This is a genomic window from Stenotrophomonas genospecies 3 (assembly GCF_054473855.1).
Map to the genome: position 1 here is coordinate 178,569 of NZ_JBTMUR010000003.1, position 23,038 is coordinate 201,606.

A 23,038-nucleotide genomic window follows, 5' to 3' on the forward strand; every position below is an offset into this window, starting at 1 on the left:
AGCGGGGTGGAGCAGTCTGGCAGCTCGTCGGGCTCATAACCCGAAGGTCGCAGGTTCAAATCCTGCCCCCGCTACCAACTTCAGATCGGCGCCAACCGGTTTGATGAATGAGGGAAGGCTTGCAGGTTTTGAAGTTATGCCTCATAATTCCGCTTCTGATGCGGGGTGGAGCAGTCTGGCAGCTCGTCGGGCTCATAACCCGAAGGTCGCAGGTTCAAATCCTGCCCCCGCTACCAAGTAAAGAGATCGCCTTCGAAGTCCTGCTTCGAAGGCGTTTTTCTTTGGGTGGCTGCGTCGTTTCTGCGTGATCGGGGTCAGCTCCCTTTTCCGCGGGAAAGGGAGCTGACCCCAGGTCCGCACCTTGCACCAGCGCGGTGCAGCCGCTATCATCAGCGGCCTAGCAGTACCCCTGAAGGCGGCCTCCCGGCGGGAGTCCGGACCCGGAAGGAGGGCCGCAACCGGCAGGCACTGCAGGTTGCAACCGGAATCCAGTCACCGGAGTCTTTCCGGAAAAGGGGCCCAGCGGGCCCTTTGTCGTTTCCGGGGCGTCATGTTTTCACGCCGGCCAAGGCCGGCACCCAACCAAGAGATCAAGGCAGGCTGTGAGCGACAAGGCAACCGACATCGCGAATCTGCTCGCCCCGACCGTTGTGTCGCTGGGCCTGGAGCTGCTGGGCGTTGAGTATCTGCCGGCCCCCGGCGGTGCGACCCTGCGCCTTTACATCGACGTGCCGCTGGCTGAACAGCCCGAGCGCATCATCAATGTCGACGACTGCGAGCGGGTCAGCCGCGAAGTGTCGGCGCAGCTGGACGTCGAAGACCCGATCAGCGGCAATTACACGCTGGAAGTGTCCTCGCCGGGCGTGGATCGCCCGCTGTTCAACCTGGAGCAGTTCGCTCGCCACCAGGGTGAATCGGCCAAGGTCACGCTGAAGCTGCCGCAGGACAACCGTCGTCGCCTGCAGGGCCGTATCGAAGCGACCGACGAGGCCGCAGGCACCATCACCTTCATCGTCGACAAGACCGAAGTGGTGGTGTCGGCCGACAACATCGACAAGGCACGGATCATGCCCGACTGGGTGGCGCTGGGGCTGGCCCCGAGCAAGCCGACCGGTCCGGCACCGAAGCGTCCGAAGCCGAACACGAATTCTTCTTCCAACGAGCCGGCGGCAAAGAAGCCGCGCGCGGAGTGAGCCAATGAGCAAGGAACTGTTGCTGGTAGTCGACGCGGTCGCCAACGAGAAGGGCGTGCCGCGTGAAGTGATCTTCGATGCCATCGAGGCCGCCCTGGCCTCGGCAGCGAAGAAGCGCTATCCCGACGAGGAAGTGCTGACCCGCGTGGTCATCGACCATAAGGATGGCAGCTACGAAACCTTCCGTCGCTGGGAAGTGGTGGCCGATGACGTGGTCATGGAATCGCCGGACCGCCAGATCCGCCTGATGGACGCCGTCGATGAAGCCGAAGGCGTGGACGTCGGCGACTACATCGAAGAGCAGATCGAGAACCCGGACTTCGGCCGCATTGCCGCCCAGGCCGCCAAGCAGGTCATCGTCCAGCGCGTGCGCGAAGCCGAGCGCCAGCAGGTCGTGGATGCATGGAAGGATCGCGTGGGTGAGCTGATCACCGGTGTGGTCAAGCGCGCCGAGCGCGGCAACATCTATGTCGACCTCGGTGGCAACGCCGAAGGCTTCATCCCGAAGGACAAGGGCATTCCGCGCGACGTGCTGCGCGCCGGTGACCGCGTGCGCGGCTACCTGGCCGAAGTCCGTTCGGAACCGCGTGGCCCGCAGCTGTTCATCAGCCGCGCCGCCCCGGAATTCATGATCGAGCTGTTCAAGCTGGAAGTGCCGGAAGTCGGCCAGGGCCTGGTGGAAATCAAGGCCTGCGCCCGCGATCCGGGCGACCGCGCCAAGATCGCCGTGCTCGCCCACGACCAGCGCACCGATCCGATCGGTGCCTGCATCGGCATGCGCGGTTCGCGCGTGCAGGCCGTGTCCAACGAGCTCAATGGCGAGCGCGTGGACATCGTGCTGTGGAACGACAACCCGGCCAACTTCGTCATCAACGCGATGGCGCCGGCCGAAGTGCAGTCGATCATCGTCGATGAAGACAAGCACTCGATGGACCTGGCCGTTGCCGAAGACCGCCTGGCCCAGGCGATCGGCAAGGGCGGCCAGAACGTGCGCCTGGCCAGCCGCCTGACCGGCTGGCAGCTCAACGTGATGACCCAGGACCAGGTCACCGCCAAGTCGGAGGCCGAGCAGGCTTCGGCCCGCCAGCTGTTCATGGACAAGCTGGAAGTGGACGAGGAAATCGCCGGCATCCTGGTGAGCGAAGGCTTCGGCACCGTCGAGGAAATCGCATATGTCCCGGTCGGCGAACTGCTGGCCGTGGAAGGTTTCGACGAAGACATCGTCGAAGAGCTGCGCGCTCGTGCCCGCGATGCGCTGCTCAATGAGGCCCTGGCAGTCGAGGAAGGCCTTGAAGACGGCCAGCCGGCGCAGGATCTGCTGTCCCTGCAGGGCATGGACGAAGCCACCGCGTATGCGCTGGCCGGCCACGGCGTGCGCACCAGTGAGGACCTGTCCGACCTGGCCGCCGACGAGGTCATGGACTTCGGCATCGAAGGGCTGGATCAGGCGCGCGCCGCTGCGCTGATCCTGGCCGCACGTGCCGAGGAGATCGCCCGACTGGAACGCGGCGAATGAGCCGGCAATGAACAGGGCCCTGAGCCGCTCAGGGCGTAGAATCCGCGCCACCTCCAGATGCGGGGGGGCGCCCACAAGATCATAGGATCCGAATGTCGCAGCAAACCACCATCCGCAAGCTTGCCGAACTGGTCAACACGCCGGTCGAAAAACTGCTGGAACAGCTGGCCGGTGCCGGCATGAAGTTCAGCGGTCCCGACCAGGTCGTGACCAGCACCGAGAAGGTGAAGCTCCTGGGCTTCCTTCGTCGTTCGCACGGCAAGCCCGAGCAGGCCCCGGAAGAAACTGATCAGTCTGCAAAGAAGATCACGCTCAACCGCCGGAAACAGCAGGAAGTGACGGTCAGTTCCGGTCGCAGCAAGACGACCGTGAATGTCGAGGTGCGCCAGAAGCGTACCTACGTCAAGGATGGTGCTCGCGCCATGACCCCGGACGAAGAGCGCGCCGACATCCTGCGCAAGCTGGAAGAGTCGCGTGCGCGCAACCTTGCCGAACAGCAGGCCCTGGCCGAGAAGGATCGTCTGCGCGACGAAGCCATCGTCCGTGCCCGTGAGGAAGAGGTTGCGGCCAAGGAACGCGCAGAGGCCGAGAAGAAGGCCGCCGAGGAAGCTGCGGCCGCCGCCAAGGCTGCCGAGGCGCTGGCTGCCAGCAAGCCCAAGCGCGCTCCGATCGATGAAACCGCGCCGCGCCCGCCGCGTGCTCCGGCCGCCGCTCCGGCTGCGCCGCGCAGCGCTCCGCCGCCGCCGCGCAACGACGACCGCAACAACCGCAGCGCGCCGCGCAACGAGCGTGGCCCGGGCGACCGTTTCGCCGGCCAGATGCACCTGTCGGCTGCCGACCGCGCGCGCCGTGGCAACAGCAACAACAGCAACACCCGTGGTCGTCCGGGCGGGCGTAACCAGGCCGGTGGCCGTCGCGACATGTCGCGCGGTGGCAACAATGCAGGTCCGCACGCCTTCGAGCGTCCGACCGCGCCGGTGGTGCGTGAAGTGGCGATCGGCGACACGATCACCGTGGCCGACCTGGCGCAGAAGCTCGCGCTGAAGGGCGGCGAGGTGGTCAAGGCGCTGTTCAAGATGGGCGTGATGGCCACCATCACCCAGTCCATCGACCATGACACCGCCGCGCTGGTGACCGAAGAACTCGGCCACAAGGCGATCCGTGCCAACGACAACGACGCCGAAGACGCACTGCTGGCCTCGACCGGTGAAAACCAGGGCGAAGCCACCCAGCGTCCGCCGGTGGTCACCATCATGGGCCACGTCGATCACGGCAAGACCTCGCTGCTGGATTACATCCGCCGCACCAAGGTCGCCACCGGCGAAGCCGGCGGCATCACCCAGCACATCGGTGCCTACCACGTGGATACGCCGAAGGGCGTGATCAGCTTCCTGGATACCCCGGGCCACGCGGCATTCACCTCGATGCGTGCGCGCGGCGCCAAGCTGACCGATATCGTGGTGCTGGTCGTGGCCGCCGATGACGGCGTCATGCCGCAGACCAAGGAAGCGATCCAGCACGCCCGTTCGGCGGGTGTGCCGCTGATCGTGGCGATCAACAAGATCGACAAGTCCGACGCCGACCCGATGCGGGTCAAGAACGAACTGCTGTCCGAGCAGGTCGTGGCCGAAGACTTCGGTGGTGATACCCAGATGGTGGAGATCTCGGCCAAGACCGGCCTGGGCATCGACGACCTGCTGGACGCCATCTCGATCCAGGCCGAACTGCTGGAACTGAAGGCCGTCGACGAAGGCCGCGCCTCGGGCGTGGTGATCGAATCGTCGCTGGACAAGGGCCGTGGCCCGGTCGCCACGGTGCTGGTGCAGCAGGGCCGCCTGAAGAAGGGCGACTACCTGGTGTGCGGCATCCAGTACGGCCGCGTGCGTGCGCTGTTCGACGAAACCGGCAAGCAGCCGGAGTTCGCCGGCCCGTCCATCCCGGTGCAGGTCCTGGGCCTGTCCGGCGTGCCGGAAGCGGGTGATGACTTCGTGGTCGTCGAGGACGAGCGCCTGGCCAAGGACGTTGCCCAGCAGCGTGAGACCAAGCGCCGTGAATCGCGCCTGGTCGCCACCGCCGGCAGCCGCATGGAAGACATCATGGCGACCCTGGGCAAGGGCGAGGGCCAGCAGGTCCTCAACCTGGTCATCAAGGCCGACGTGCAGGGTTCGGTGCAGGCGCTGAGCCAGGCACTGGTCGCGCTGTCCAACGAAGACATCCGCATCAACGTGATCCACTCCGGCGTGGGCGGCATCACCGAATCGGACGCCAACTCGGCGGCCGCTTCGAAGGCCACCGTCATCGGCTTCAACGTGCGTGCGGATGCTTCGGCCCGTCGCATCATCGAATCCAACGGCGTCGATCTGCGTTACTTCTCGATCATCTATGACGTGATCGACCAGGTGAAGCAGGTGGCTTCCGGTCTGCTGGGCGTGGAGATCCGCGAAGAGATCATCGGTATCGCCGAGGTCCGCGACGTCTTCCGCAGCTCCAAGCTGGGCGCCGTGGCCGGCTCGATGGTCATCGAGGGCGTGGTCAAGCGCAACAAGCCGATCCGCGTGCTGCGCGACAGCGTGGTGATCTTCGAGGGCGAGCTGGAATCGCTGCGTCGCTTCAAGGAGAACGTCGAGGAAGTCCGCAACGGTACCGAATGCGGTATCGCGGTGAAGGCCTACAACGACGTCAAGCCGGGTGACCAGATCGAGTGCTTCGAGCGTATCGAAGTGCCGCGCACCCTGTAATGCTGCAAGGTGGCCCGACCAACGGTCGGGCCCCACCATGGACCTGTAGCGCCCGACCGTTGGTCGGGCGACCATTGAATCAAGAGTAGTGCCCGACCGTTGGTCGGGCGACAACTGAACCAAGAGCTCCTCGTGCCCAAGACTTTCCATCGAACCGACCGTGTCTCCGCCCAGCTGCGCCGTGAACTCGGCACCCTGGTGCACAACGCCGTGCGCGAGCATGGGTTGCCCTCGGTGAGCGTGTCCGACGTGGAAATCACCCGCGACATGGCCCATGCCAAGGTGTTCGTCACCGCGCTGATGCCGGAACGTTCGGCCGAAGCCGTGGCCGGCCTGAAGGAGCTGGGCTACCGCCTGCGCATGGACCTGGCACGCGCGATGAAGCTGCGCCACGTGCCGGAGCTGCATTTCCACTACGACGACTCGGTCGACCGTGGTGAGCACATCGACAACATCCTGCGCGACCTGCCCGATACGCTGGCCGCGGAGAAGCGTCGCGAGAGCGACGAAGAATAACCGCGTGGCGCCGGGCATGCCCGGCGTTGTTGCATTCCGGCTGCGCGATGTCTGATGCAGACCGCGCTGCGGCAGTCGAGCATGGCTCGACCCTACAAAATTCTGCCATGACCCGAATTCAGTTCCGCCGCCTGGATGGCATCCTGCTGCTCGACAAGTCGACCGGCATGAGTTCCAACGCCGCTCTGCAGGTAGCCCGCCGCCTGTTCCGCGCAGAGAAAGGGGGGCACACCGGCAGCCTTGACCCGCTGGCCACCGGCCTGCTGCCGCTGTGCTTCGGCGAGGCAACCAAGATCGCCGGCCTGCTGCTCGGCTCGGCCAAGGCCTACGACGCCGAGATCGTGCTGGGCCAGACCACCGATACCGACGATGCCGAAGGCCAGGTGCTGCTGCAGCGCCCGGTGCCGGCCATCAGTGCCGAAGCGCTGCAGGCCGCACTGGCGGCGCTGACCGGCAACATCCGCCAGCGTGCCCCGATCTATTCGGCGCTGAAGCAGGGCGGTGAGCCGCTGTATGTGAAGGCCCGCCGCGGCGATGTCATCGAAGCGCCCGAACGCGAGGTGCAGGTACATGCCATCGAGGTGCTGGAGCAGCAGCCGGAACGGTTGCGGCTGCGCGTGACCTGCGGCTCCGGCACCTACATCCGCAGCCTGGCCCGCGACCTGGGCGAGGCGCTGGGCTGTGGTGCCCACATCAGCGCACTGCGTCGGCTCTGGGTCGAGCCGTTCCGTGAGCCGGTGATGGTCACCCTGGACCAGCTGCGGGCGATGGTCGAGGCGGGTGACGAGGCGGGCATGGACGCGCTGCTGCTGCCGCTGGCGGCCGGCCTGGCCGAGTACCCGCGGGTCGACCTGGATGCCGACCAGGCCCACCGCTTCTGCGTCGGCCAGCGCCAGCGCGATCTGTCCTGGCCGCGTGGCCTGGTGGCGGTGTTTGGTCCGGACGACGCTGTCCAGGGCCTGGGCCAGGTCGACGAGAGCGGCCTGCTGGCCCCGCAGCGTCGTTTCAACCTCTGACCGGGCCCGGGCGGTTCAGCCCCGGTCCTTGTCCCGGAAGCCCCCGACCGTTACAATTTCGCGGCCGTTTTCCGGCAGCCTGCCTGGCGCAGGTTTCATCCTCGTAGTCCACGGCGAGCCTGGCGGTGCGCGAAGCGCGTTCCTGCCGGCCACGCATCACAGAGAAAAAGAAATGTCGATCGACACCCAGAAGGTCATTGAAGACAACAAGCGCAGCTCGGCTGATACCGGCTCCCCGGAAGTCCAGGTTGCGCTGCTGACCGCCCGCATCGAACTGCTGACCGGCCACTTCAAGACCCACAAGAAGGACCACCACAGCCGCCGCGGCCTGCTGCAGATGGTCAACCGCCGTCGCAGCCTGCTCGACTACCTGAAGAAGAAGGACGTCGAGCGCTACAAGGCCCTGATCGAGAAGCTTGGCCTGCGTCGCTAAGCAACGAATCCCCCGCGGCGCAGCGATGCGCCGCGGTTTTGTTTTGTAGTACCGCAATCCCCGATTCAGGCCGGAACGATCCGGCCACCCGCTGGCGGCAAGGGTCGCCGACGGTCCAAATTCGCAGACAGCATCCCCAAGGACACCCTCCGTGGCAAAAATCACCAAAACCTTCCAGTACGGCAAGCACACCGTCACGCTTGAGACCGGCGAAGTCGCCCGTCAGGCCAGCGGCGCCGTCATCGTCAAGATGGACGACACCGTACTGCTGGTCACCGCCGTCGCCGCCAAGAGCGCGCGCGAAGGCCAGGACTTCTTCCCGCTGACCGTCGATTATCAGGAAAAGTTCTACGCCGGCGGCCGTATCCCGGGTGGTTTCTTCAAGCGTGAAGGCCGTGCGACCGAGAAGGAAACCCTGATCTCGCGTCTGATCGACCGTCCGATCCGTCCGCTGTTCCCGGAAGACTACAAGAACGAAGTGCAGATCATCGCCACGGTCATGTCGTTGAACCCGGACGTGGACGGCGACATCCCGGCCCTGATCGGTGCCTCCGCTGCCCTGGCCCTGGCCGGCACCCCGTTCATGGGTCCGATCGGCGCTGCCAAGGTCGGTTACAAGAACGGCGAGTACATCCTGAACCCGACCGTCAGCGAACTGGCTGACTCGCAGCTGGAACTGGTTGTCGCCGGTACCTCCAACGCCGTGCTGATGGTCGAATCCGAAGCCGCGCTGCTGTCCGAAGAAGTGATGCTGGGCGCCGTGACCTTCGGTCACCGCGAAATGCAGAAGGTCATCAACGCGATCAACGAGCTGACCGTCGAAGCCGGCACCAAGCCGTCGACCTGGGAAGCCCCGGCCAAGAACGACGCGCTGATCTCCGCCCTGAAGGAAGCCATCGGCCCGCGCCTGGGCGAAGCCTTCCAGGTGCGTGACAAGCTGCAGCGCCGTGACGCCATCTCGGCGATCAAGAAGGACGTGGTCGAAACCCTGGCTGGCCGCGTGGCCGCTGAAGGCTGGAACCCGGCTGAGCTGTCGAAGGAATTCGGCGAGCTGGAATACCGCACCATGCGTGACTCGGTGCTGGACACCAAGGTCCGTATCGACGGCCGTGCGCTGGACACCGTCCGCCCGATCGCCGTGAAGACCGGCGTGCTGCCGCGTACCCACGGTTCCTCGCTGTTCACCCGCGGCGAAACCCAGGCCATCGTGACCATCACCCTGGGCACCGCCCGTGACGGCCAGGTCATCGATGCCGTTGCCGGTGAGTACAAGGAAAACTTCCTGTTCCACTACAACTTCCCTCCGTTCTCGGTGGGTGAGTGCGGCCGCATGATGGGCCCGAAGCGCCGCGAAATCGGCCACGGTCGCCTGGCCAAGCGCGGCGTGCTGGCTGTCATGCCGTCGCTGGAAGCCTTCCCGTACACCATCCGCGTCGTCTCGGAAATCACCGAGTCGAACGGTTCCTCGTCGATGGCCTCGGTCTGCGGTTCGTCGCTGGCCCTGATGGACGCCGGCGTGCCGGTGAAGGCGCCGGTTGCCGGTATCGCCATGGGTCTGGTCAAGGAAGGCGAGCGCTTCGTCGTCCTGTCCGACATCCTGGGTGACGAAGATCATCTGGGCGACATGGACTTCAAGGTGGCCGGTACCGCTGAGGGCATCTCCGCCCTGCAGATGGACATCAAGATCGAAGGCATCACCGAAGAGATCATGAAGCAGGCCCTGCAGCAGGCCAAGGCTGGCCGTCTGCACATCCTGGGCGAAATGGCCCACGGCCTGACCGCTCCGCGTGAAGAGCTGTCGGACTACGCGCCGCGCCTGCTGACCATCAAGATCCACCCGGACAAGATCCGCGAAGTGATCGGCAAGGGTGGTTCGACCATCCAGGCCATCACCAAGGAAACCGGCACCCAGATCGACATCCAGGACGACGGCACCATCGTCATCGCTTCGGTCAATGCCATCGCTGCCCAGGCCGCCAAGGCCCGCATCGAGCAGATCACCTCGGACGTCGAGCCGGGCCGCATCTACGAAGGCAAGGTCGCCAAGATCATGGACTTCGGTGCGTTCGTCACCATCCTGCCGGGCAAGGACGGTCTGGTCCACGTGTCGCAGATCTCCAGCGATCGCGTCGAGAAGGTCGGCGACGTGCTGAAGGAAGGCGATGTGGTCAAGGTCAAGGTGCTGGAAGTCGACAAGCAGGGCCGTATCCGCCTGTCGATGAAGGCCGTGGAAGAAGGCGACGCCGTCAGCGCCGAGTAATCGACCTCCGGTCGATTACGGTAGGTGTCAACCTTGGTTGACACGCTTCTGGAATCGCTGAATTGAAAAAGCGGGCTTCGGCCCGCTTTTTCTTTGCCTGGAATCCTGTGGATGAGGACCGTTGGTCCTTGCACTTACGCGTCTTCTTCGTCCTCACCCAGCCACCAGACCTGGCCTGGCTCCGGGTCGCTCATCGGGTGCTCGCGCTGTTCGATGGCCTCCAGCACCCGGCCGGGGGCTGCAGCGACCCACACCGCCATGAGCTTTTCCACCGCAGCCCGGCCCTGTGCGGCCACGCCGAGGTCACGTTCGCGTCTCCATTGGTCTTCATCTGGCGCCTCATCACCATGCTGGTGCGGCGTGCCGTAGCTGCAGCGGCGGCACAGCCGGCGCACGGTAGCCGTCCAGTCCTCGACCATGCCGATGCCGGGCAGGGTGATTGCCTCCAGCGCAGCGATGTCATCGGCCGAATCGCACTGCACGAACACGGTGAAGGTCGCCATGTCCGATGCCTGCAGGCGCTGCATTGCATTGAACACCGGCACCTCGTGTTCGCTGTACTTACGGCGGCCGGTCGAGGCGCCGTCGTGCAGCACGATGTCGCCGAAGCGAAAGCCGCTTTCGGGCAGCGGTACGTTGTGGATGCGTGCACGCACCGGATCAATGCGGCTCATATACACCACTTCGGCATCCGACCACGGTGCCAAGCGCACGCAGGCCACGCCGAAGTGGCCCTCGATCGGGCCCTCGCCTTCGGGCAGGGTGATGCCACAGCGGGCCCACTGGCGCCGTGCTTCGGCCCAGTTGCCCATGCCGGTGGCCGCGATGCCGGCATTCCAGGCGGTGGCGACATCGAATTCCCCGCGCAGCTGCTCCGATTGCAGGTTGTCCTGCAGTGAGGCAGCCCAGTCGCGCAGGTACTTGTGCGCCAATCCGCGCATGTAATGCAGGTACGGCACTTCGGGGGCGAGTGCGATCAGCTCACCGAACAGCGCCACCGCCTGCTGCAGGTCGCCCTCTCGGAAGGCGGCGTAGGCGCGTGCCTCCAGGGCCTGGCATTCGTCGAGGGTTTCGTCGTCCAGCAGGTCGCCGTCGTCGAGGTTGTCGTGGTCGGTGCTCATGTCCATGCGCGGTTGAAGGTCCGCGGCTACCTTAGCCGATGCGCGAGCCCGCGAAGGCGGCGTCGGCGTGTGTCCTGCTGCAGTGCATGAGGGTCGTTGCATGACTGGCGCGTTGTCGTCATCCGGCGGGATGCACTTGTCCACTGGACGACATGCCACGACAACCGTCCCACAACCCCTTCCGTTTGCTAACGTGGCTGCGCCTTCGAACCGGGAGATCCCATGTTCCGCCAGACCGTGGCTGCCCTTGCCGTGCTGATTGCCGGTGCCTTGCCCATTGCCGTGCATGCGGCATCCGCGCAGCCGCCGATCTTCGGTGCCTACTACCCCGGTGGTTCGGCCGAGCGCTACCCGGTGTCGAGCATTCCGGCCGAGCGCCTCACCCATCTGTTCTACGCGTTCTCCACCATCCAGGACGGGCGCTGCACGATCGGCGCGGAAGCGCCGAAGAACTTCGCGGCGCTGGCCGAGCTGAAGAAGGCGCACCCGCATCTGCGCACGTTGATTTCGATCGGTGGCTGGGGCGCAGGTGGATTCTCCGATGCAGCGCTGACCGAGGCCAGCCGCAAGCGCCTGGTCGACTCATGCATGGCGCTGTTCTTCGATCGTCATGCTGGCAGTTTCGATGGCGTGGACATCGATTGGGAGTTCCCGGTCAGTGGCGGACCGAAGGAGCTGGCACACCGCCCGCAGGACCGCGCCAATCTGACCCGGCTCGCGCAGGCGTTCCGCGTGGCCCTTGATGCGCATGGCCGCAAGGCGGGGCAGCCGATGCTGTTGACCGCCGCACTGGCCGCCGGTCGCCTGCAGACCGATGGCCCCTATGATCCAGCCGCAAGCTATGACCTGCCGGCGCTGGCCAAGGTGTTCGATTTCATCAACCTGATGAGCTACGACATGGGCACCGGCTTCTCGGCGGTGTCGACGTTCAATGCGCCCCTGCATGAAGTGCCGACCGATCCGCTGGCGCCGGAACTGCGGCGCTGGAACAACGTTGCCGGCGCGGTGCAGTACTACCGCGAGCGCGGGGTGCCAGCCCACAAGCTGGTGCTGGGTGTGCCGTTCTACGGGCGCGGCTTCAAGGTCACCGGCGATGCGCCGGATGGGCTGTACCAGTCCTACAGTGCACCGGCCGATGCCGGCGACTGGCGCGTGATCAAGGCGCGCTATCTCGACCAGCCGGGCTGGACGAAGCACTGGCAACCACAGGCGCAGAGCCCGTGGCTGTACAACGCCGAGCAGAAGGTTTTCATCAGCTATGAAGACCCGCGCTCGATCGGCCTGCGTGCGCAGTTCGCCCGCGAGCAGGGCCTGGCCGGCGTCTTCATGTGGGAGCTGACCGGCGACGACGAACAGGCCAGCCTGCTCAACGCCATGCTGGGCCCCTGGCAGAAGGCACGCATCGGCGATTGAGCTGCATCAGGCGATGTCCGGCGCAACGCCGCAACGCCATCGGCCCGATCCCGCACAGCATGTCCATGTCCGCAGCGTTACGCTGCGGGCATGATCCATCTCGAACGCCTGGACCATCTGGTCCTCACCGTCGCCGACATCGACCGCAGCTGTGATTTCTACCAGCGCGTGCTCGGCATGCAGGTCGTGCACTTCGGCGCGGGCCGTACCGCACTGCAGTTCGGCCAGCAGAAGATCAACCTGCATCCGGCCAGCGCCCCGCTGCAACCGCATGCGCTGCGGCCCATGCCGGGCAGCGCCGATCTGTGCCTGGTCACGCGCACGGCGACGACCGATGTGCTGGCCCACCTGCAGGCGCAGTCCGTTGCAGTGGAGGAGGGGCCGGTGGCACGTACTGGCGCGCTGGGGCCGATCGAATCGGTGTACTTCCGCGACCCGGATGGCAACCTGATCGAAGTGAGTCGTTACCCCGGCGAGGCATGATCCTGCTTGGGTAGCGTCGAGCTTGCTCGACGGTGCTTGGCGCGAAATCAACAGCTGTCGAGCAAGCTCGACGCTACAGGGGGCGTTGCGCGTAACGGTCGGTAGCGCCGGGCCATGCCCGGCGAAGGCTCAGTTTGCCCAGACGCTGTTGGGATCGCCGTTGCGGGCGCGGCGTTGGCTGGCCACTGCCAGGCGGGCGAAGCCGAAGGCCATGGCCAGCGCAATGGCATCGACCCAGAACAGCGGCCAGTGGCCACGCGCGGCAGCACGCCACAGCCAGTCACCATTGAGCGCGCCATGCAGGATCGGCACCAGTGCGGTACTGATCGCCGCCGCCCACAGCAGTTCGCGTGCCGCCTGCGCCGGGCGTCGCAGCGCGGCCCACAGCGCACAGGCCGCCCAGCTGCCGAAGCAGGCCCAGCGGATGCCGTGATCGACCGCGGACGGTGCCAGCCGCTCCAGCACCAGTGCGGTGACGAACGCCACCGAAATCGCAACGCACAGCCCGATGCAGACGCCGACCGTGGCCCGTGCCATGTTCACCCCGGCACGCGGTTGCTGTGGCTGGCGACGCTTGCGCCGCGATTCGATCCACAACAGGTTGCCGGAGTAGAACAGGAAGGCACCGCCAAGGCCGAGCAGGAAGTACAGCCAGACCACCACACCGTTGCCGAACTCGCCGAAGTGCAGGGCATAGGCCGCGCTGAGCGTGGCGTGGTTGGCGTCGCGCTGGCCGGGCAGCTGCGAGGCCAGGACGTTGCCGGTGGCCACGTCCAGTGCCACCGCGCCGAGCGGGCCGAGCGTGCCGGTGGATTCGCCGGTGATCTCGATGGTGGCGTTGGCATCGCCGGCGTTGGCCAGCTTCAGGTAGGCCGGTTCGAAATTGGCCACGCCCTGTGCGCGGGCCACTTCAAGCGCGCGTGCATGCAGCAGGCGCAGGCTGCCAGGCGGTGCCGGGATGCCGCTGGCGTCGCGCACGGGCGCGGTGTCCATTGCGGTCGGCACCGCCTGCAGGGCCTTGCCGTCGTAGATCAACGGGTTGAGCAGGGCCATCTGCACGAACACCAGGCAGAGCAGGGCGCCGGTCACCGCGAACATCAGATGGAAGGGCAGGCTGAGCACGCCGATCACGTTGTGCGCGTCCTGCCACAGCTGCTTCAGGTTGCGGCCCGGACGCAGCGCGAACAGATCACCGAACAGCTTCGGCAGGTGGATCACCAGGCCGCTGAGCAGGGCCATGCCATACAGCAGGCTGACGATGCCCATCACGTAGATGCCGGCCACCGGCAGTCCGAGGCTGTAATGCAGCTCGTTGACCAGTTCGGCCAGCCCGGTCTGTGGCGGCGTCGGGCTGCCGGCGATCTGGCCCGGCCAGGCGTAGCGCCAGCTGCCGTCATCGGCCTGCCAGTAGGCCAGTGGCTGCGGGTGTTCGGTGCCGGGGAAGGTCATGCCGATGTGGCGGCGCGCTTCCGGATGCGCGGCAAGCACGTCTTCCAGCAGGTACTGCGCGTCGTCCAGGCCGGCGGGGAGTGCGGTGGCTGCACCGGGCGTCTGCCACAGCGGCAGGTCGTGGTGGAACAGGGTCAGCGCACCCGCGTAGAAGGCCACGAACAGGCCGAAGCCGGCAACCAGGCCGACCCAGGTGTGCAGGGTGGTGAACGTGCGCAGCGTCTGCGAACTGAACTTCATGGGAAAGGTCTCATTGCACCGCGCCGGTCAGGCGCAGCAGCCCGAGCACGGCAAAGCCGGCGGCGGCGCTGCCGGCCAGCACCAGCCAGGCGCGCAGCGCGCTGCGGAAACTGAACGCCCACAGGGCGGCCAGCATCCACAGCGGGATGAAGGCGATGAGGGTCGGCACCAGCGCCCGTTGCCACGGGCCGGGCGGCAGCCACGCCAGCAGGCCGGTGACGGCGGCGGCCAGGAGGAAGCCGGCCACGATGCCGGCGAAGGCGCGCGGCCACATCACGGCGACTCCGTACCGGGGCGGTGCCAGGCCGCCAGCGCCGGCAGCAGCATGGCGGCCAGCATCCAGGTGCACAGCATCGCCACCAGGCCGGCGGCAAAACCAAGCTCGGCCATCCACAGCCACAGCGCGGCGGCAGCGGCGACCAGGCCGATCTGGCGGCCAAGGCGGCCGGCACGGCGCAGGCGCGGCCAGCGGCAGTGCGGCGAGGCGGCATAGAACGCCAGCGCCGAGAACATCGCCGCCAGCATGCCCAGGCTGCAGAAGCCGAGCGTGGAAAGGCCGACGGTGATCATCGCGGGCGGCCAGCGTGGCAGCGGGCCGGCGAACGCGGGGCACGGGCGGGGCCGGCGGGAGCCGGTCGGAGCGGGTGGCGCATCACGGGGTCCTGGGGGAAAGCGGGCAGGCTGGCACAGGGCGGCCTGCGCCGACATGGTAATCATTGCAATTTCACGCCGCCAGCGAGGCACATTCAGCCGACCGTACGGTAGCCCTTGGGCTTTCCCCTGCGCTGGTTTAAGATCATCGCAGAACCCTGACTGGAACAAGGTGGCCCGCGCCCAGCGCCGGCCGAGCGTGCGACATGAGCACTACCACCGCCCACTGTTGACCTGCCCCCGAAGGCCCTGTGTTCCAGGCGCCCTCGCGGCGCTTTTTTATTGCCCGGGCGCCGCCCCGGGAACGCTTTCCAGCCCGCCCCGCGGGCCCCGCACGAAGCCACTGCGATGATCAACATTACTCTTCCCGACGGCAGCCGCCGCGAATTCGAAAACCCCGTCAGCGTCATGGAGGTCGCCCAGTCGATCGGCGCCGGCCTGGCCAAGGCCACCATCGCCGGTGCCGTGGATGGCGTGCTGGTCGATGCCAGCGACGTCATCGACCACGATGCCAGCCTGCGCATCATCACCGCCAAGGACGAGGAGGGCGTGGAGATCATCCGCCACTCCTGCGCCCACCTGGTCGGCCACGCCGTCAAGCAGCTGTACCCGGACGTGAAGATGGTGATCGGCCCAGTGATCGCCGAGGGCTTCTATTACGACATCTACTCCGAGCGCCCGTTCACCCCGGACGACATGGCCGCGATCGAGAAGCGCATGGGTGAACTGATCGCCCAGGACTACGACGTCATCAAGAAGGTGACGCCGCGCGCCGAAGTGATCGAGATCTTCAAGGCCCGTGGCGAGGACTACAAGCTGCGCCTGATCGAGGACATGTCCGACGACATCCAGGCGATGGGCATGTATTACCACCAGGAATACGTGGACATGTGCCGCGGCCCGCACGTGCCGAACACGCGCTTCCTGAAGGCCTTCAGGCTGACCCGCATCTCCGGTGCCTACTGGCGCGGTGACGCGCAGAACGAGCAGCTGCAGCGCATCTACGGCACCGCCTGGGCCGACAAGAAGCAGCTCGAGGCGTACATCAAGCGCATCGAAGAAGCCGAGATGCGCGACCACCGCCGCATCGGCAAGCAGCAGGACCTGTTCCACCTGCAGGAAGAAGCGCCGGGCCTGGTGTTCTGGCACCCGAAGGGCTGGGCACTGTGGCAGGTGGTCGAGCAGTACATGCGCAAGGTGTACCGCAAGACCGGCTACGGCGAAGTGCGCTGCCCGCAGATCCTGGACGTGAGCCTGTGGCAGAAATCCGGCCACTGGGACAACTACCAGGACGCGATGTTCTTCACCGAATCGGAGAAGCGCACCTACGCGCTCAAGCCGATGAACTGCCCGGGCCACGTGCAGGTGTTCAACCAGGGCCTGCACAGCTACCGCGACCTGCCGATCCGCTATGGTGAGTTCGGTGCCTGCCACCGCAACGAGCCGTCCGGCGCGCTGCACGGCATCCTGCGCGTGCGTGGTTTCACCCAGGACGACGGCCACGTGTTCTGCACCGAAAACCAGGTCGAGGCGGAAGTGACCGCGTTCCACCAGCAGGCGCTGGCGGTCTACCAGCACTTCGGCTTCGATGAGATCCAGGTCAAGATCGCGCTGCGTCCGGAATCGCGCCTGGGCGATGACGCCACCTGGGACAAGGCCGAGGGCGCGCTGCGCTCGGCACTGTCCAGCAATGGGGTGGAGTGGCAGGAGCTGCCGGGCGAGGGCGCCTTCTACGGCCCGAAGATCGAGTACCACCTGAAGGACGCGATCGGCCGTACCTGGCAGCTGGGCACGATGCAGGTCGACTTCATGATGCCGGGCCGTCTGGGCGCCGAGTACGTGGACGAGAACAGCCAGAAGAAGCACCCGGTCATGCTGCATCGCGCCATCGTGGGCTCGATGGAGCGCTTCCTGGGCATCCTGATCGAGCACCATGCCGGCCAGTTCCCGACCTGGCTGGCGCCGACCCAGGTGGTGGTGGCCAACATCACCGACGCCCAGGCCGAGTACGTCTCGGGCGTGACCAAAACCCTTGCGGAGCAAGGCTTCCGCGTCAGCTCGGATTTGCGTAACGAGAAGATCGGCTATAAAATCCGCGAGCATACGTTGCAGCGCGTGCCCTACCTGCTGGTCATTGGTGACCGCGAGAAGGAAAATGGGGCTGTGGCGGTGCGTACGCGTTCTGGCGAAGACCTGGGCAGCATGAGCCTGCAGGCCTTCATCGAGCGGCTCCAGGCCGAGGGCGCGTAAGCAAAGGTCCGGTCCGGGGGCACAGGCACCCGGACCGGTTCGATACCCTTGGGAGAACGTAATATCAGCACCCCTGACAACAAACAGAACCGCAAGAATCAGGAAATCCGTGTGCCGCGCGTCCGCGTGATCGGCAGTGACGGAGAAATGATCGGCGTGTTGTCGCGCGACGAAGCGCTGTCCATGGCCGAAGATGAAGGCCTGGACCTGGTCGAAATCCAGCCGCAGGCCGATCCGCCGGTCTGCAAGATCATGGACTTCGGCAAGTTCAAGTTCGAAGCGCAGAAGAAGGCCAGCGAGGCCAAGAAGAAGACCAAGCAGGTCGAGATCAAGGAAGTGAAGTTCCGTCCGGTCACGGACGAGGGCGACTACCAGATCAAGCTGCGCAAGATGCGCGGGTTCCTCGAAGATGGTGACAAGATCAAGGTCAACATCCGTTTCCGTGGCCGTGAAATGAGCCACCAGGAACTGGGCCGCGAAATGGCCAACCGGATCGAGACCGATCTGGGCGAGGACATCGTCATTGAATCCCGTCCGCGCCTGGAAGGGCGTCAGATGGTCATGATGATCGCGCCGAAGAAGAAGACCTGAGGCCTGACGGGCCGCCTTCCGGGGCGCCTGGCTGAATGGTTCAGGGTAGAGGGACGCCATGGGCGTCCCTTTGCTTTTGCAGGAAGCCGGTGAATTGCCGGCGAAAGGGTTGCAGGGGCTGGTGGCAGGGCGGTTTTGCCTGTATCATGCCCGGCTCGACCCACCCAGGACGGGTCGTACGCCGATCATGGCAGGACGGAAAGAGCGGCCCAGGCCGCCGCCAGATCAGTCAGAAACCAGGGTCATATCCCATCAAGGACATTGCAATGCCCAAGATCAAGACCAACCGGGCAGCGGCCAAGCGTTTCCGCAAGACCGCCTCGGGCAAGTACAAGTGCGGCCACGCCAACCGTAGCCACATCCTCACGAAGAAAGCGACCAAGCGTAAGCGTAATCTGCGTCAGACGGGCCATGTCCGTGCAGAAGACGCAGGCCGTCTGGACCGCATGCTCCCTTACCTCTGAGGAACTGAAAAATGGCACGAGTTAAGCGTGGCGTACAGGCGCGTCGCCGCCACAAGAAGATTCTGGATCTCGCCAAGGGCTATTACAACGCCCGTCGCAAGGTCTTCCGCGTCGCCAAGCAGGCGGTCATCAAGGCACAGCAGTACGCCTACATCGGCCGTAAGCAGAAGAAGCGCAACTTCCGTTCGCTGTGGATCACCCGTATCAATGCGGCTGCCCGCATCAACGGCCTGAGCTACAGCCGCTTCATGAACGGTCTGCTGAAGGCCGGCATCACCCTGGATCGCAAGGTCCTGGCTGACATCGCCGTGCACGACGCAGCCGGCTTTACCGCGCTGGCCGAAAAGGCCAAGGGCGCGCTGGCGGCATAAGTCCTTCCCGATGCCGTAACCGTTCACTCGGAACGGTGTCAGGTCAAGGCAATGCATGGGGAAGGGCGCAAGTCCTTCCCCATTCTTTTTTGGGTCCCGGCGAGGCCATGACGGCAGCGCGGGGACGGCGGTGGCGACAGGGGTCGGCCCTTCGCGCATCGCGATGGCAGATCGACTGGAGTTCCGGCCCCCCATGAGCGACATCCAATCCCTCACCACCCAGGCGCTGGCCGATGTGGCCGCCGCACAGAGCCCCGACGTGCTGGAACAGCTGCGCGTGGCCCTGCTTGGCAAGAGTGGCAGCATCACCTCGCAGCTCAAGCAGCTCGGCGCCTTGCCGGCCGACGAGCGCAAGGCCGCCGGTGAAGCGATCAACCAGGCCCGCGACGCGCTGACCCGCGCGCTGGGCGAGCGCAAGGCGCTGCTGGAAGACGCGGCACTGGATGCGCGCCTGGCCGCCGAAGCCATCGACATCACCCTGCCGGGCCGCAATGGCGACCGCGCCGGCCTGCATCCGATCACCCGCACCCTGGAGCGCATCACCGGCATCTTCGGCCGGCTGGGCTACGAGCTGTCGGAAGGGCCGGAGATCGAGGATGACTGGCACAACTTCGAGGCGCTGAACTTCCCGCCGCACCACCCGGCGCGCGCCATGCACGACACCTTCTACTTCGGTGACGGCCGCCTGCTGCGCACGCATACCTCCGGTGTGCAGGTGCGCTACATGGGCGACCACGCGCCGCCGCTGCGCATGATCGCCGCCGGCAAGGTGTACCGCAGCGACAGCGACCAGACCCATTCGCCGATGTTCCACCAGGTGGAAGGCCTGCTGGTGGACGAGCATTCGACCTTCGCCGACCTGAAGGGCACGCTGGCCGAGTTCGTGCGCGCCTTCTTCGAGCGCGACTTCGAGATGCGCTTCCGCCCCAGCTACTTCCCGTTCGTTGAACCGGGCGCGGAAGTGGACATCGCCTGGCAGCAGCCCGATGGCAGCACCCGCTGGCTGGAAGTGCTCGGCTGCGGCATGGTCCATCCGAACGTGCTGCGAAACGTCGGCATCGATCCGGAGCGCTACACCGGCTTCGCCTTCGGCATGGGCGTGGAGCGCTTCGCGATGCTGCGTTACGGCGTCAACGATCTGCGCGCGTTCTTCGAGAACGATGTGCGCTTCCTCAAGCAGTTCGCGTAAGCGCCGGTCCGTAGAGTCGAGCTTGCTCGACTGCTTCTAAATTCGCAGGCCCAGGCGCATGCGCCGGGCCCACCAGGGTGACACCATGAAATTCTCCGAAAACTGGCTGCGCAGCCACGTCCCGACCCGCGCTTCGCGCGATGAACTGAGTGCGGTGCTGACCGCCATCGGCCTGGAAGTGGAAGACGTGACCGCGCTGGGCGAAGGCCTCGAGCACGTGGTCGTGGCGCGCATCGTCGACGCCGTACGCCATCCGGAAGCCGACCGCCTGCAGGTGTGCAAGGTTGATGCCGGGCAGGGCGAGCTGCTGCAGATCGTGTGCGGCGCACCGAACGCACGTCCGGGCCTGGTTGCGCCGCTGGCGATGGTCGGCGCGCAGATTGGCGAGCTGAAGATCAAGCCGGCCAAGCTGCGCGGTGTCGAGTCCAATGGCATGCTGTGCTCGGCCAAGGAGCTGGGCCTGGACAACGATGCCTCCGGCCTGCTGGAACTGCCGGATGACGCACCGGTCGGCCAGGCTCTGGTCGAGTACTTGGGCCTGCCGGACGCCAGCATCGAGATCAAGCTGACCCCGAACCGCGCCGACTGCTTCAGCCTGCGCGGTATCGCCTACGACGTCGCCGCGGCCACCCGCAGCGACGTGCTGGATTTCACCGCCGAGGCGATTCCCGCCATCGGCAGCCGTGAGCTGGCCATCCAGCTCGACGCCGGCGCCGAAGCACCGCGTTACCTGGGCCGCGTGATCGAAGGTGTCAACGCCGCCGCCAGGACCCCGCTGTGGATGGCCGAGCGCCTGCGCCGCAGTGGCGTGCGCCCGGTCTCGCTGCTGGTCGACATCACCCAGTACGTGATGCTCGAGCTCGGCCAGCCGATGCATGCCTACGACCTCGACACCCTGCAGGGCAGCATCGCCGTGCGTCGTTCGCGTGCCGGCGAGAGCCTGAAGCTGTTGGATGGCCGCGATGCCGCGCTGGACGACAGCTTCCTGGTGGTCGCCGACGCTGATCGTGCGGTCGGCCTGGCCGGCCTGATGGGCGGCTTCGACACCCGTGTCACCGACGCCACCACTGCCGTGTTCCTGGAAGCTGCGCACTTCGCGCCGGCCGCGATCATGGGCCGTGGCCGCAAGCTGGGCCTGCACACCGATGCCGGCCACCGCTTCGAGCGCGGTGTCGACCCGGCACTGCCGCGTACCGCCATCGAGTACGCCACCCGCCTGGTGCTGGACCTGGCCGGCGGTACCCCGGCGCCGGTCACCGAGGCCGTGCGTGAGGCCGATCTGCCGCAGCCGGCAACCATCGTGCTGCGCCGCGCCCGCATCACCCGCGTGCTCGGCATCACCATCGACGATGCGGAAGTGGAGCGCATCCTGCGCGCGCTGGGCATGGACGTGGTTGCCACCGCCGACGGCTGGCAGGTCACGGCGCCGAGCCGCCGCTTCGACATCGCCATCGAAGAAGACCTGATCGAAGAGCTGGCGCGCATCCACGGTTACGAGCAGATCCCGACCACGCTGCCGGGCGGCGCCTCGCGCGTGGCGATGCCGAGCGAGACCCAGCTGGACGCGCTGAGCGTGCGCCGCCAGCTGATCGCCCGTGACCAGCAGGAAACCGTCAATTTCGCCTTCGTTGACGATGCGCTGCTGAGCCAGTGGCAGCTGCGCGACAACCTGGTGCCGCTGGCCAACCCGCTGTCGGCCGAACTGGCGGTGATGCGCCCGTCGCTGCTGCCGGGCCTGGTCGCCACGTTGGGCCGCAACGCCGCCCGCCAGATCGGCCGCGTGCGCCTGTTCGAGTTGGGCCGCGTGTTCGCCCAGCAGGCCGGCGACGGCCGGCCGGCGCCGCTGGAAACCCCGCGCGTGGCCGCTGCGGTCTGTGGTGATGCACAGGCACTGCAGTGGGGCCTGCCGGCCCGCAAGGTCGATTTCCATGACCTGAAGGGCGATCTGGAATCGCTGGCCGCTGCCAGTGGTGCGGTACTGGAGTTCCGCCCGTCGGCCCGCCCCTACGGCCACCCGGCCCGTTCGGCCGAGGTGTTCCGCGATGGCGTGGCGATCGGCTGGATCGGCCAGATCCACCCGCGTCTGGCCAAGGCAATGGACATCGAAGCCGACGTCTATGCCTTCGAACTGGACCTGGAGCCGCTGACCGCCCGCCGCCTGCCGCGTGCCGGCGAACTGTCGCGCTTCCCGGCAGTGCGTCGCGACCTGGCATTCCTGGTGCCTGAACAGGTGGCCTGGGCCGATCTCGCGGCCACCGTCCGCCAGGCTGCTGGCCCGCTGCTGCGCGACCTGAACCTGTTCGACCGCTACGTCGGCCAGGGCGTCGAGCCGGGATTCAAGAGTCTCGCTATGGGCTTGATTTTGCAGGACAAGTCGCGCACTCTGACGGACCGCGACGTGGATGCGGTGGTGGCCGAGGCGGTCACTGCCATCGAGCGTGAACATCACGCCCGGATCCGCGGCTGAGCGGGCAGCACTCGGGGGTAGCAGGCAATGGCATTGACCAAGGCGGAGATGGCGGAAAAGCTGTTCGACGAAGTCGGTCTGAACAAGCGGGAAGCCAAGGAATTCGTCGACGCGTTTTTCGATGTGCTGCGTGAAGCATTGGAACAGGGACGTCAGGTGAAGCTGTCGGGCTTCGGTAATTTCGATCTGCGGCGCAAGAACCAGCGCCCGGGTCGCAACCCCAAGACCGGCGAGGAAATTCCGATTTCCGCCCGTACGGTGGTCACCTTCCGTCCGGGCCAGAAGCTCAAGGAGAGGGTGGAAGCTTATGCTGGATCCGGGCAGTAACCGCGAACTACCGCCGATCCCGGCCAAGCGCTACTTCACCATCGGTGAGGTCAGCGAGCTGTGCGACGTCAAGCCGCACGTGCTGCGCTACTGGGAGACCGAGTTTCCCAGCCTTGAGCCGGCCAAGCGCCGAGGCAACCGCCGCTACTACCAGCGCCACGACGTGCTGATGGTGCGGCAGATCCGCAGCCTGCTGTACGAACAGGGCTACACCATCGGTGGTGCACGCCTGCGTCTGGACGGTCCCGATGCCCGCGAGGAATCGGCGCTGAGCAACCAGATCATCAAGCAGGTGCGCATGGAGCTGGAAGAAGTGCTGCAGTTGTTGCGCCGCTGATCCCATTTCCATC

At 66.1% G+C, this 23,038-nt stretch carries 21 protein-coding genes and 2 tRNA genes; 19 read left to right on the forward strand and 4 right to left on the reverse strand.

The window, feature by feature from the left end:
• The 9 genes from ACX9OT_RS05645 to pnp all read left to right on the forward strand — a co-directional run bounded on the left by ACX9OT_RS05645 (nucleotide 1) and on the right by pnp (nucleotide 9,672).
• Nucleotides 1-77: transfer RNA gene (locus ACX9OT_RS05645), tRNA-Met, on the forward strand.
• A gap of 82 nt (nucleotides 78-159) precedes the next feature.
• Nucleotides 160-236, forward strand: a tRNA-Met gene (locus ACX9OT_RS05650).
• Between the two features lie 366 nt (nucleotides 237-602).
• Complete coding sequence (gene rimP, locus ACX9OT_RS05655) at nucleotides 603-1,193, forward strand: ribosome maturation factor RimP (RefSeq protein ID WP_005410450.1); 591 nt, start codon at nucleotides 603-605, stop codon at nucleotides 1,191-1,193.
• 4 nt (nucleotides 1,194-1,197) lie between these two features.
• Nucleotides 1,198-2,709 (forward strand): transcription termination factor NusA, encoded by a 1,512-nt coding sequence (gene nusA, locus ACX9OT_RS05660; protein WP_071229142.1) that lies wholly within the window; start codon nucleotides 1,198-1,200, stop codon nucleotides 2,707-2,709.
• A gap of 92 nt (nucleotides 2,710-2,801) precedes the next feature.
• Entirely contained in the window at nucleotides 2,802-5,447 is a 2,646-nt protein-coding gene (infB, locus tag ACX9OT_RS05665) for a translation initiation factor IF-2 (RefSeq protein WP_032128650.1), read from the forward strand.
• A 132-nt stretch (nucleotides 5,448-5,579) separates the two neighbouring features.
• The gene (gene rbfA / locus ACX9OT_RS05670) at nucleotides 5,580-5,963 is read left to right on the forward strand and encodes a 30S ribosome-binding factor RbfA (RefSeq protein ID WP_005410447.1); all 384 of its coding nucleotides are present in this window, start codon (nucleotides 5,580-5,582) and stop codon (nucleotides 5,961-5,963) included.
• Between the two features lie 107 nt (nucleotides 5,964-6,070).
• Nucleotides 6,071-6,979: a tRNA pseudouridine(55) synthase TruB gene (gene truB / locus ACX9OT_RS05675; protein WP_005410446.1), complete on the forward strand. Its 909-nt coding sequence runs from the start codon at nucleotides 6,071-6,073 to the stop codon at nucleotides 6,977-6,979.
• Nucleotides 6,980-7,151: 172 nt separating this feature from the next.
• Nucleotides 7,152-7,412: a 30S ribosomal protein S15 gene (gene rpsO / locus ACX9OT_RS05680; protein ID WP_005410445.1), complete on the forward strand. Its 261-nt coding sequence runs from the start codon at nucleotides 7,152-7,154 to the stop codon at nucleotides 7,410-7,412.
• Nucleotides 7,413-7,563: 151 nt separating this feature from the next.
• On the forward strand, nucleotides 7,564-9,672 hold the full coding sequence (gene pnp / locus ACX9OT_RS05685) for a polyribonucleotide nucleotidyltransferase (RefSeq protein ID WP_032128652.1): 2,109 nt from the start codon (nucleotides 7,564-7,566) through the stop codon (nucleotides 9,670-9,672).
• Nucleotides 9,673-9,806: 134 nt separating this feature from the next.
• Here the strand turns inward: pnp and ACX9OT_RS05690 are convergent, their stop codons facing one another.
• On the reverse strand, nucleotides 9,807-10,793 hold the full coding sequence (locus ACX9OT_RS05690) for a tetratricopeptide repeat protein (RefSeq protein WP_459001344.1): 987 nt from the start codon (nucleotides 10,791-10,793) through the stop codon (nucleotides 9,807-9,809).
• A gap of 222 nt (nucleotides 10,794-11,015) precedes the next feature.
• Here ACX9OT_RS05690 and ACX9OT_RS05695 point away from each other — a divergent pair, with 222 nt between their 5' ends.
• Together ACX9OT_RS05695 and ACX9OT_RS05700 are read left to right on the forward strand one after the other, a co-directional pair.
• Nucleotides 11,016-12,206, forward strand: coding sequence for a glycoside hydrolase family 18 protein (locus ACX9OT_RS05695; protein WP_459001346.1), 1,191 nt, complete (start codon nucleotides 11,016-11,018; stop codon nucleotides 12,204-12,206).
• A gap of 90 nt (nucleotides 12,207-12,296) precedes the next feature.
• On the forward strand, nucleotides 12,297-12,689 hold the full coding sequence (locus tag ACX9OT_RS05700; protein WP_049423851.1) for a VOC family protein: 393 nt from the start codon (nucleotides 12,297-12,299) through the stop codon (nucleotides 12,687-12,689).
• Between the two features lie 129 nt (nucleotides 12,690-12,818).
• Here the strand turns inward: ACX9OT_RS05700 and ACX9OT_RS05705 are convergent, their stop codons facing one another.
• From ACX9OT_RS05705 to ACX9OT_RS05715, 3 genes are read right to left on the reverse strand one after another with little or no spacing between them, the layout of a single operon-like run.
• Nucleotides 12,819-14,378, reverse strand: coding sequence for a PepSY-associated TM helix domain-containing protein (locus ACX9OT_RS05705; RefSeq protein WP_459001348.1), 1,560 nt, complete (start codon nucleotides 14,376-14,378; stop codon nucleotides 12,819-12,821).
• A gap of 10 nt (nucleotides 14,379-14,388) precedes the next feature.
• Nucleotides 14,389-14,652 (reverse strand): hypothetical protein, encoded by a 264-nt coding sequence (locus tag ACX9OT_RS05710; RefSeq protein WP_049401219.1) that lies wholly within the window; start codon nucleotides 14,650-14,652, stop codon nucleotides 14,389-14,391.
• The gene (locus ACX9OT_RS05715) at nucleotides 14,652-14,948 is read right to left on the reverse strand and encodes a hypothetical protein (protein ID WP_005410439.1); all 297 of its coding nucleotides are present in this window, start codon (nucleotides 14,946-14,948) and stop codon (nucleotides 14,652-14,654) included. Before ACX9OT_RS05715 ends, ACX9OT_RS05710 begins: the two co-directional genes overlap by 1 nt.
• Before the next feature lie 429 nt (nucleotides 14,949-15,377).
• Here ACX9OT_RS05715 and thrS point away from each other — a divergent pair, with 429 nt between their 5' ends.
• The 8 genes from thrS (at nucleotide 15,378) to ACX9OT_RS05755 (ending at nucleotide 23,025) form a co-directional block, all read left to right on the forward strand.
• Entirely contained in the window at nucleotides 15,378-17,279 is a 1,902-nt protein-coding gene (thrS, locus tag ACX9OT_RS05720) for a threonine--tRNA ligase (RefSeq protein ID WP_049423855.1), read from the forward strand.
• A 48-nt stretch (nucleotides 17,280-17,327) separates the two neighbouring features.
• Nucleotides 17,328-17,870, forward strand: coding sequence for a translation initiation factor IF-3 (infC, locus tag ACX9OT_RS05725; protein ID WP_005410437.1), 543 nt, complete (start codon nucleotides 17,328-17,330; stop codon nucleotides 17,868-17,870).
• Nucleotides 17,871-18,136: 266 nt separating this feature from the next.
• Nucleotides 18,137-18,334 (forward strand): 50S ribosomal protein L35, encoded by a 198-nt coding sequence (gene rpmI / locus ACX9OT_RS05730; RefSeq protein ID WP_005410436.1) that lies wholly within the window; start codon nucleotides 18,137-18,139, stop codon nucleotides 18,332-18,334.
• Nucleotides 18,335-18,345: 11 nt separating this feature from the next.
• A complete protein-coding gene (gene rplT, locus ACX9OT_RS05735; RefSeq protein ID WP_006380762.1) occupies nucleotides 18,346-18,705 on the forward strand; it encodes a 50S ribosomal protein L20 in 360 nt (119 codons plus the stop codon).
• A 193-nt stretch (nucleotides 18,706-18,898) separates the two neighbouring features.
• Nucleotides 18,899-19,894 (forward strand): phenylalanine--tRNA ligase subunit alpha, encoded by a 996-nt coding sequence (locus ACX9OT_RS05740; protein ID WP_005417865.1) that lies wholly within the window; start codon nucleotides 18,899-18,901, stop codon nucleotides 19,892-19,894.
• Nucleotides 19,895-19,979: 85 nt separating this feature from the next.
• Complete coding sequence (pheT, locus tag ACX9OT_RS05745) at nucleotides 19,980-22,361, forward strand: phenylalanine--tRNA ligase subunit beta (protein WP_459001353.1); 2,382 nt, start codon at nucleotides 19,980-19,982, stop codon at nucleotides 22,359-22,361.
• Between the two features lie 27 nt (nucleotides 22,362-22,388).
• A complete protein-coding gene (locus ACX9OT_RS05750) occupies nucleotides 22,389-22,688 on the forward strand; it encodes an integration host factor subunit alpha (RefSeq protein ID WP_005410432.1) in 300 nt (99 codons plus the stop codon).
• Nucleotides 22,669-23,025 carry a MerR family transcriptional regulator gene (locus tag ACX9OT_RS05755; protein ID WP_005410431.1) on the forward strand — a complete coding sequence of 119 codons (357 nt, stop codon included), beginning with the start codon at nucleotides 22,669-22,671 and terminating at the stop codon, nucleotides 23,023-23,025. Before ACX9OT_RS05750 ends, ACX9OT_RS05755 begins: the two co-directional genes overlap by 20 nt.
• The last annotated feature ends 13 nt before the right edge of the window (nucleotides 23,026-23,038 follow it).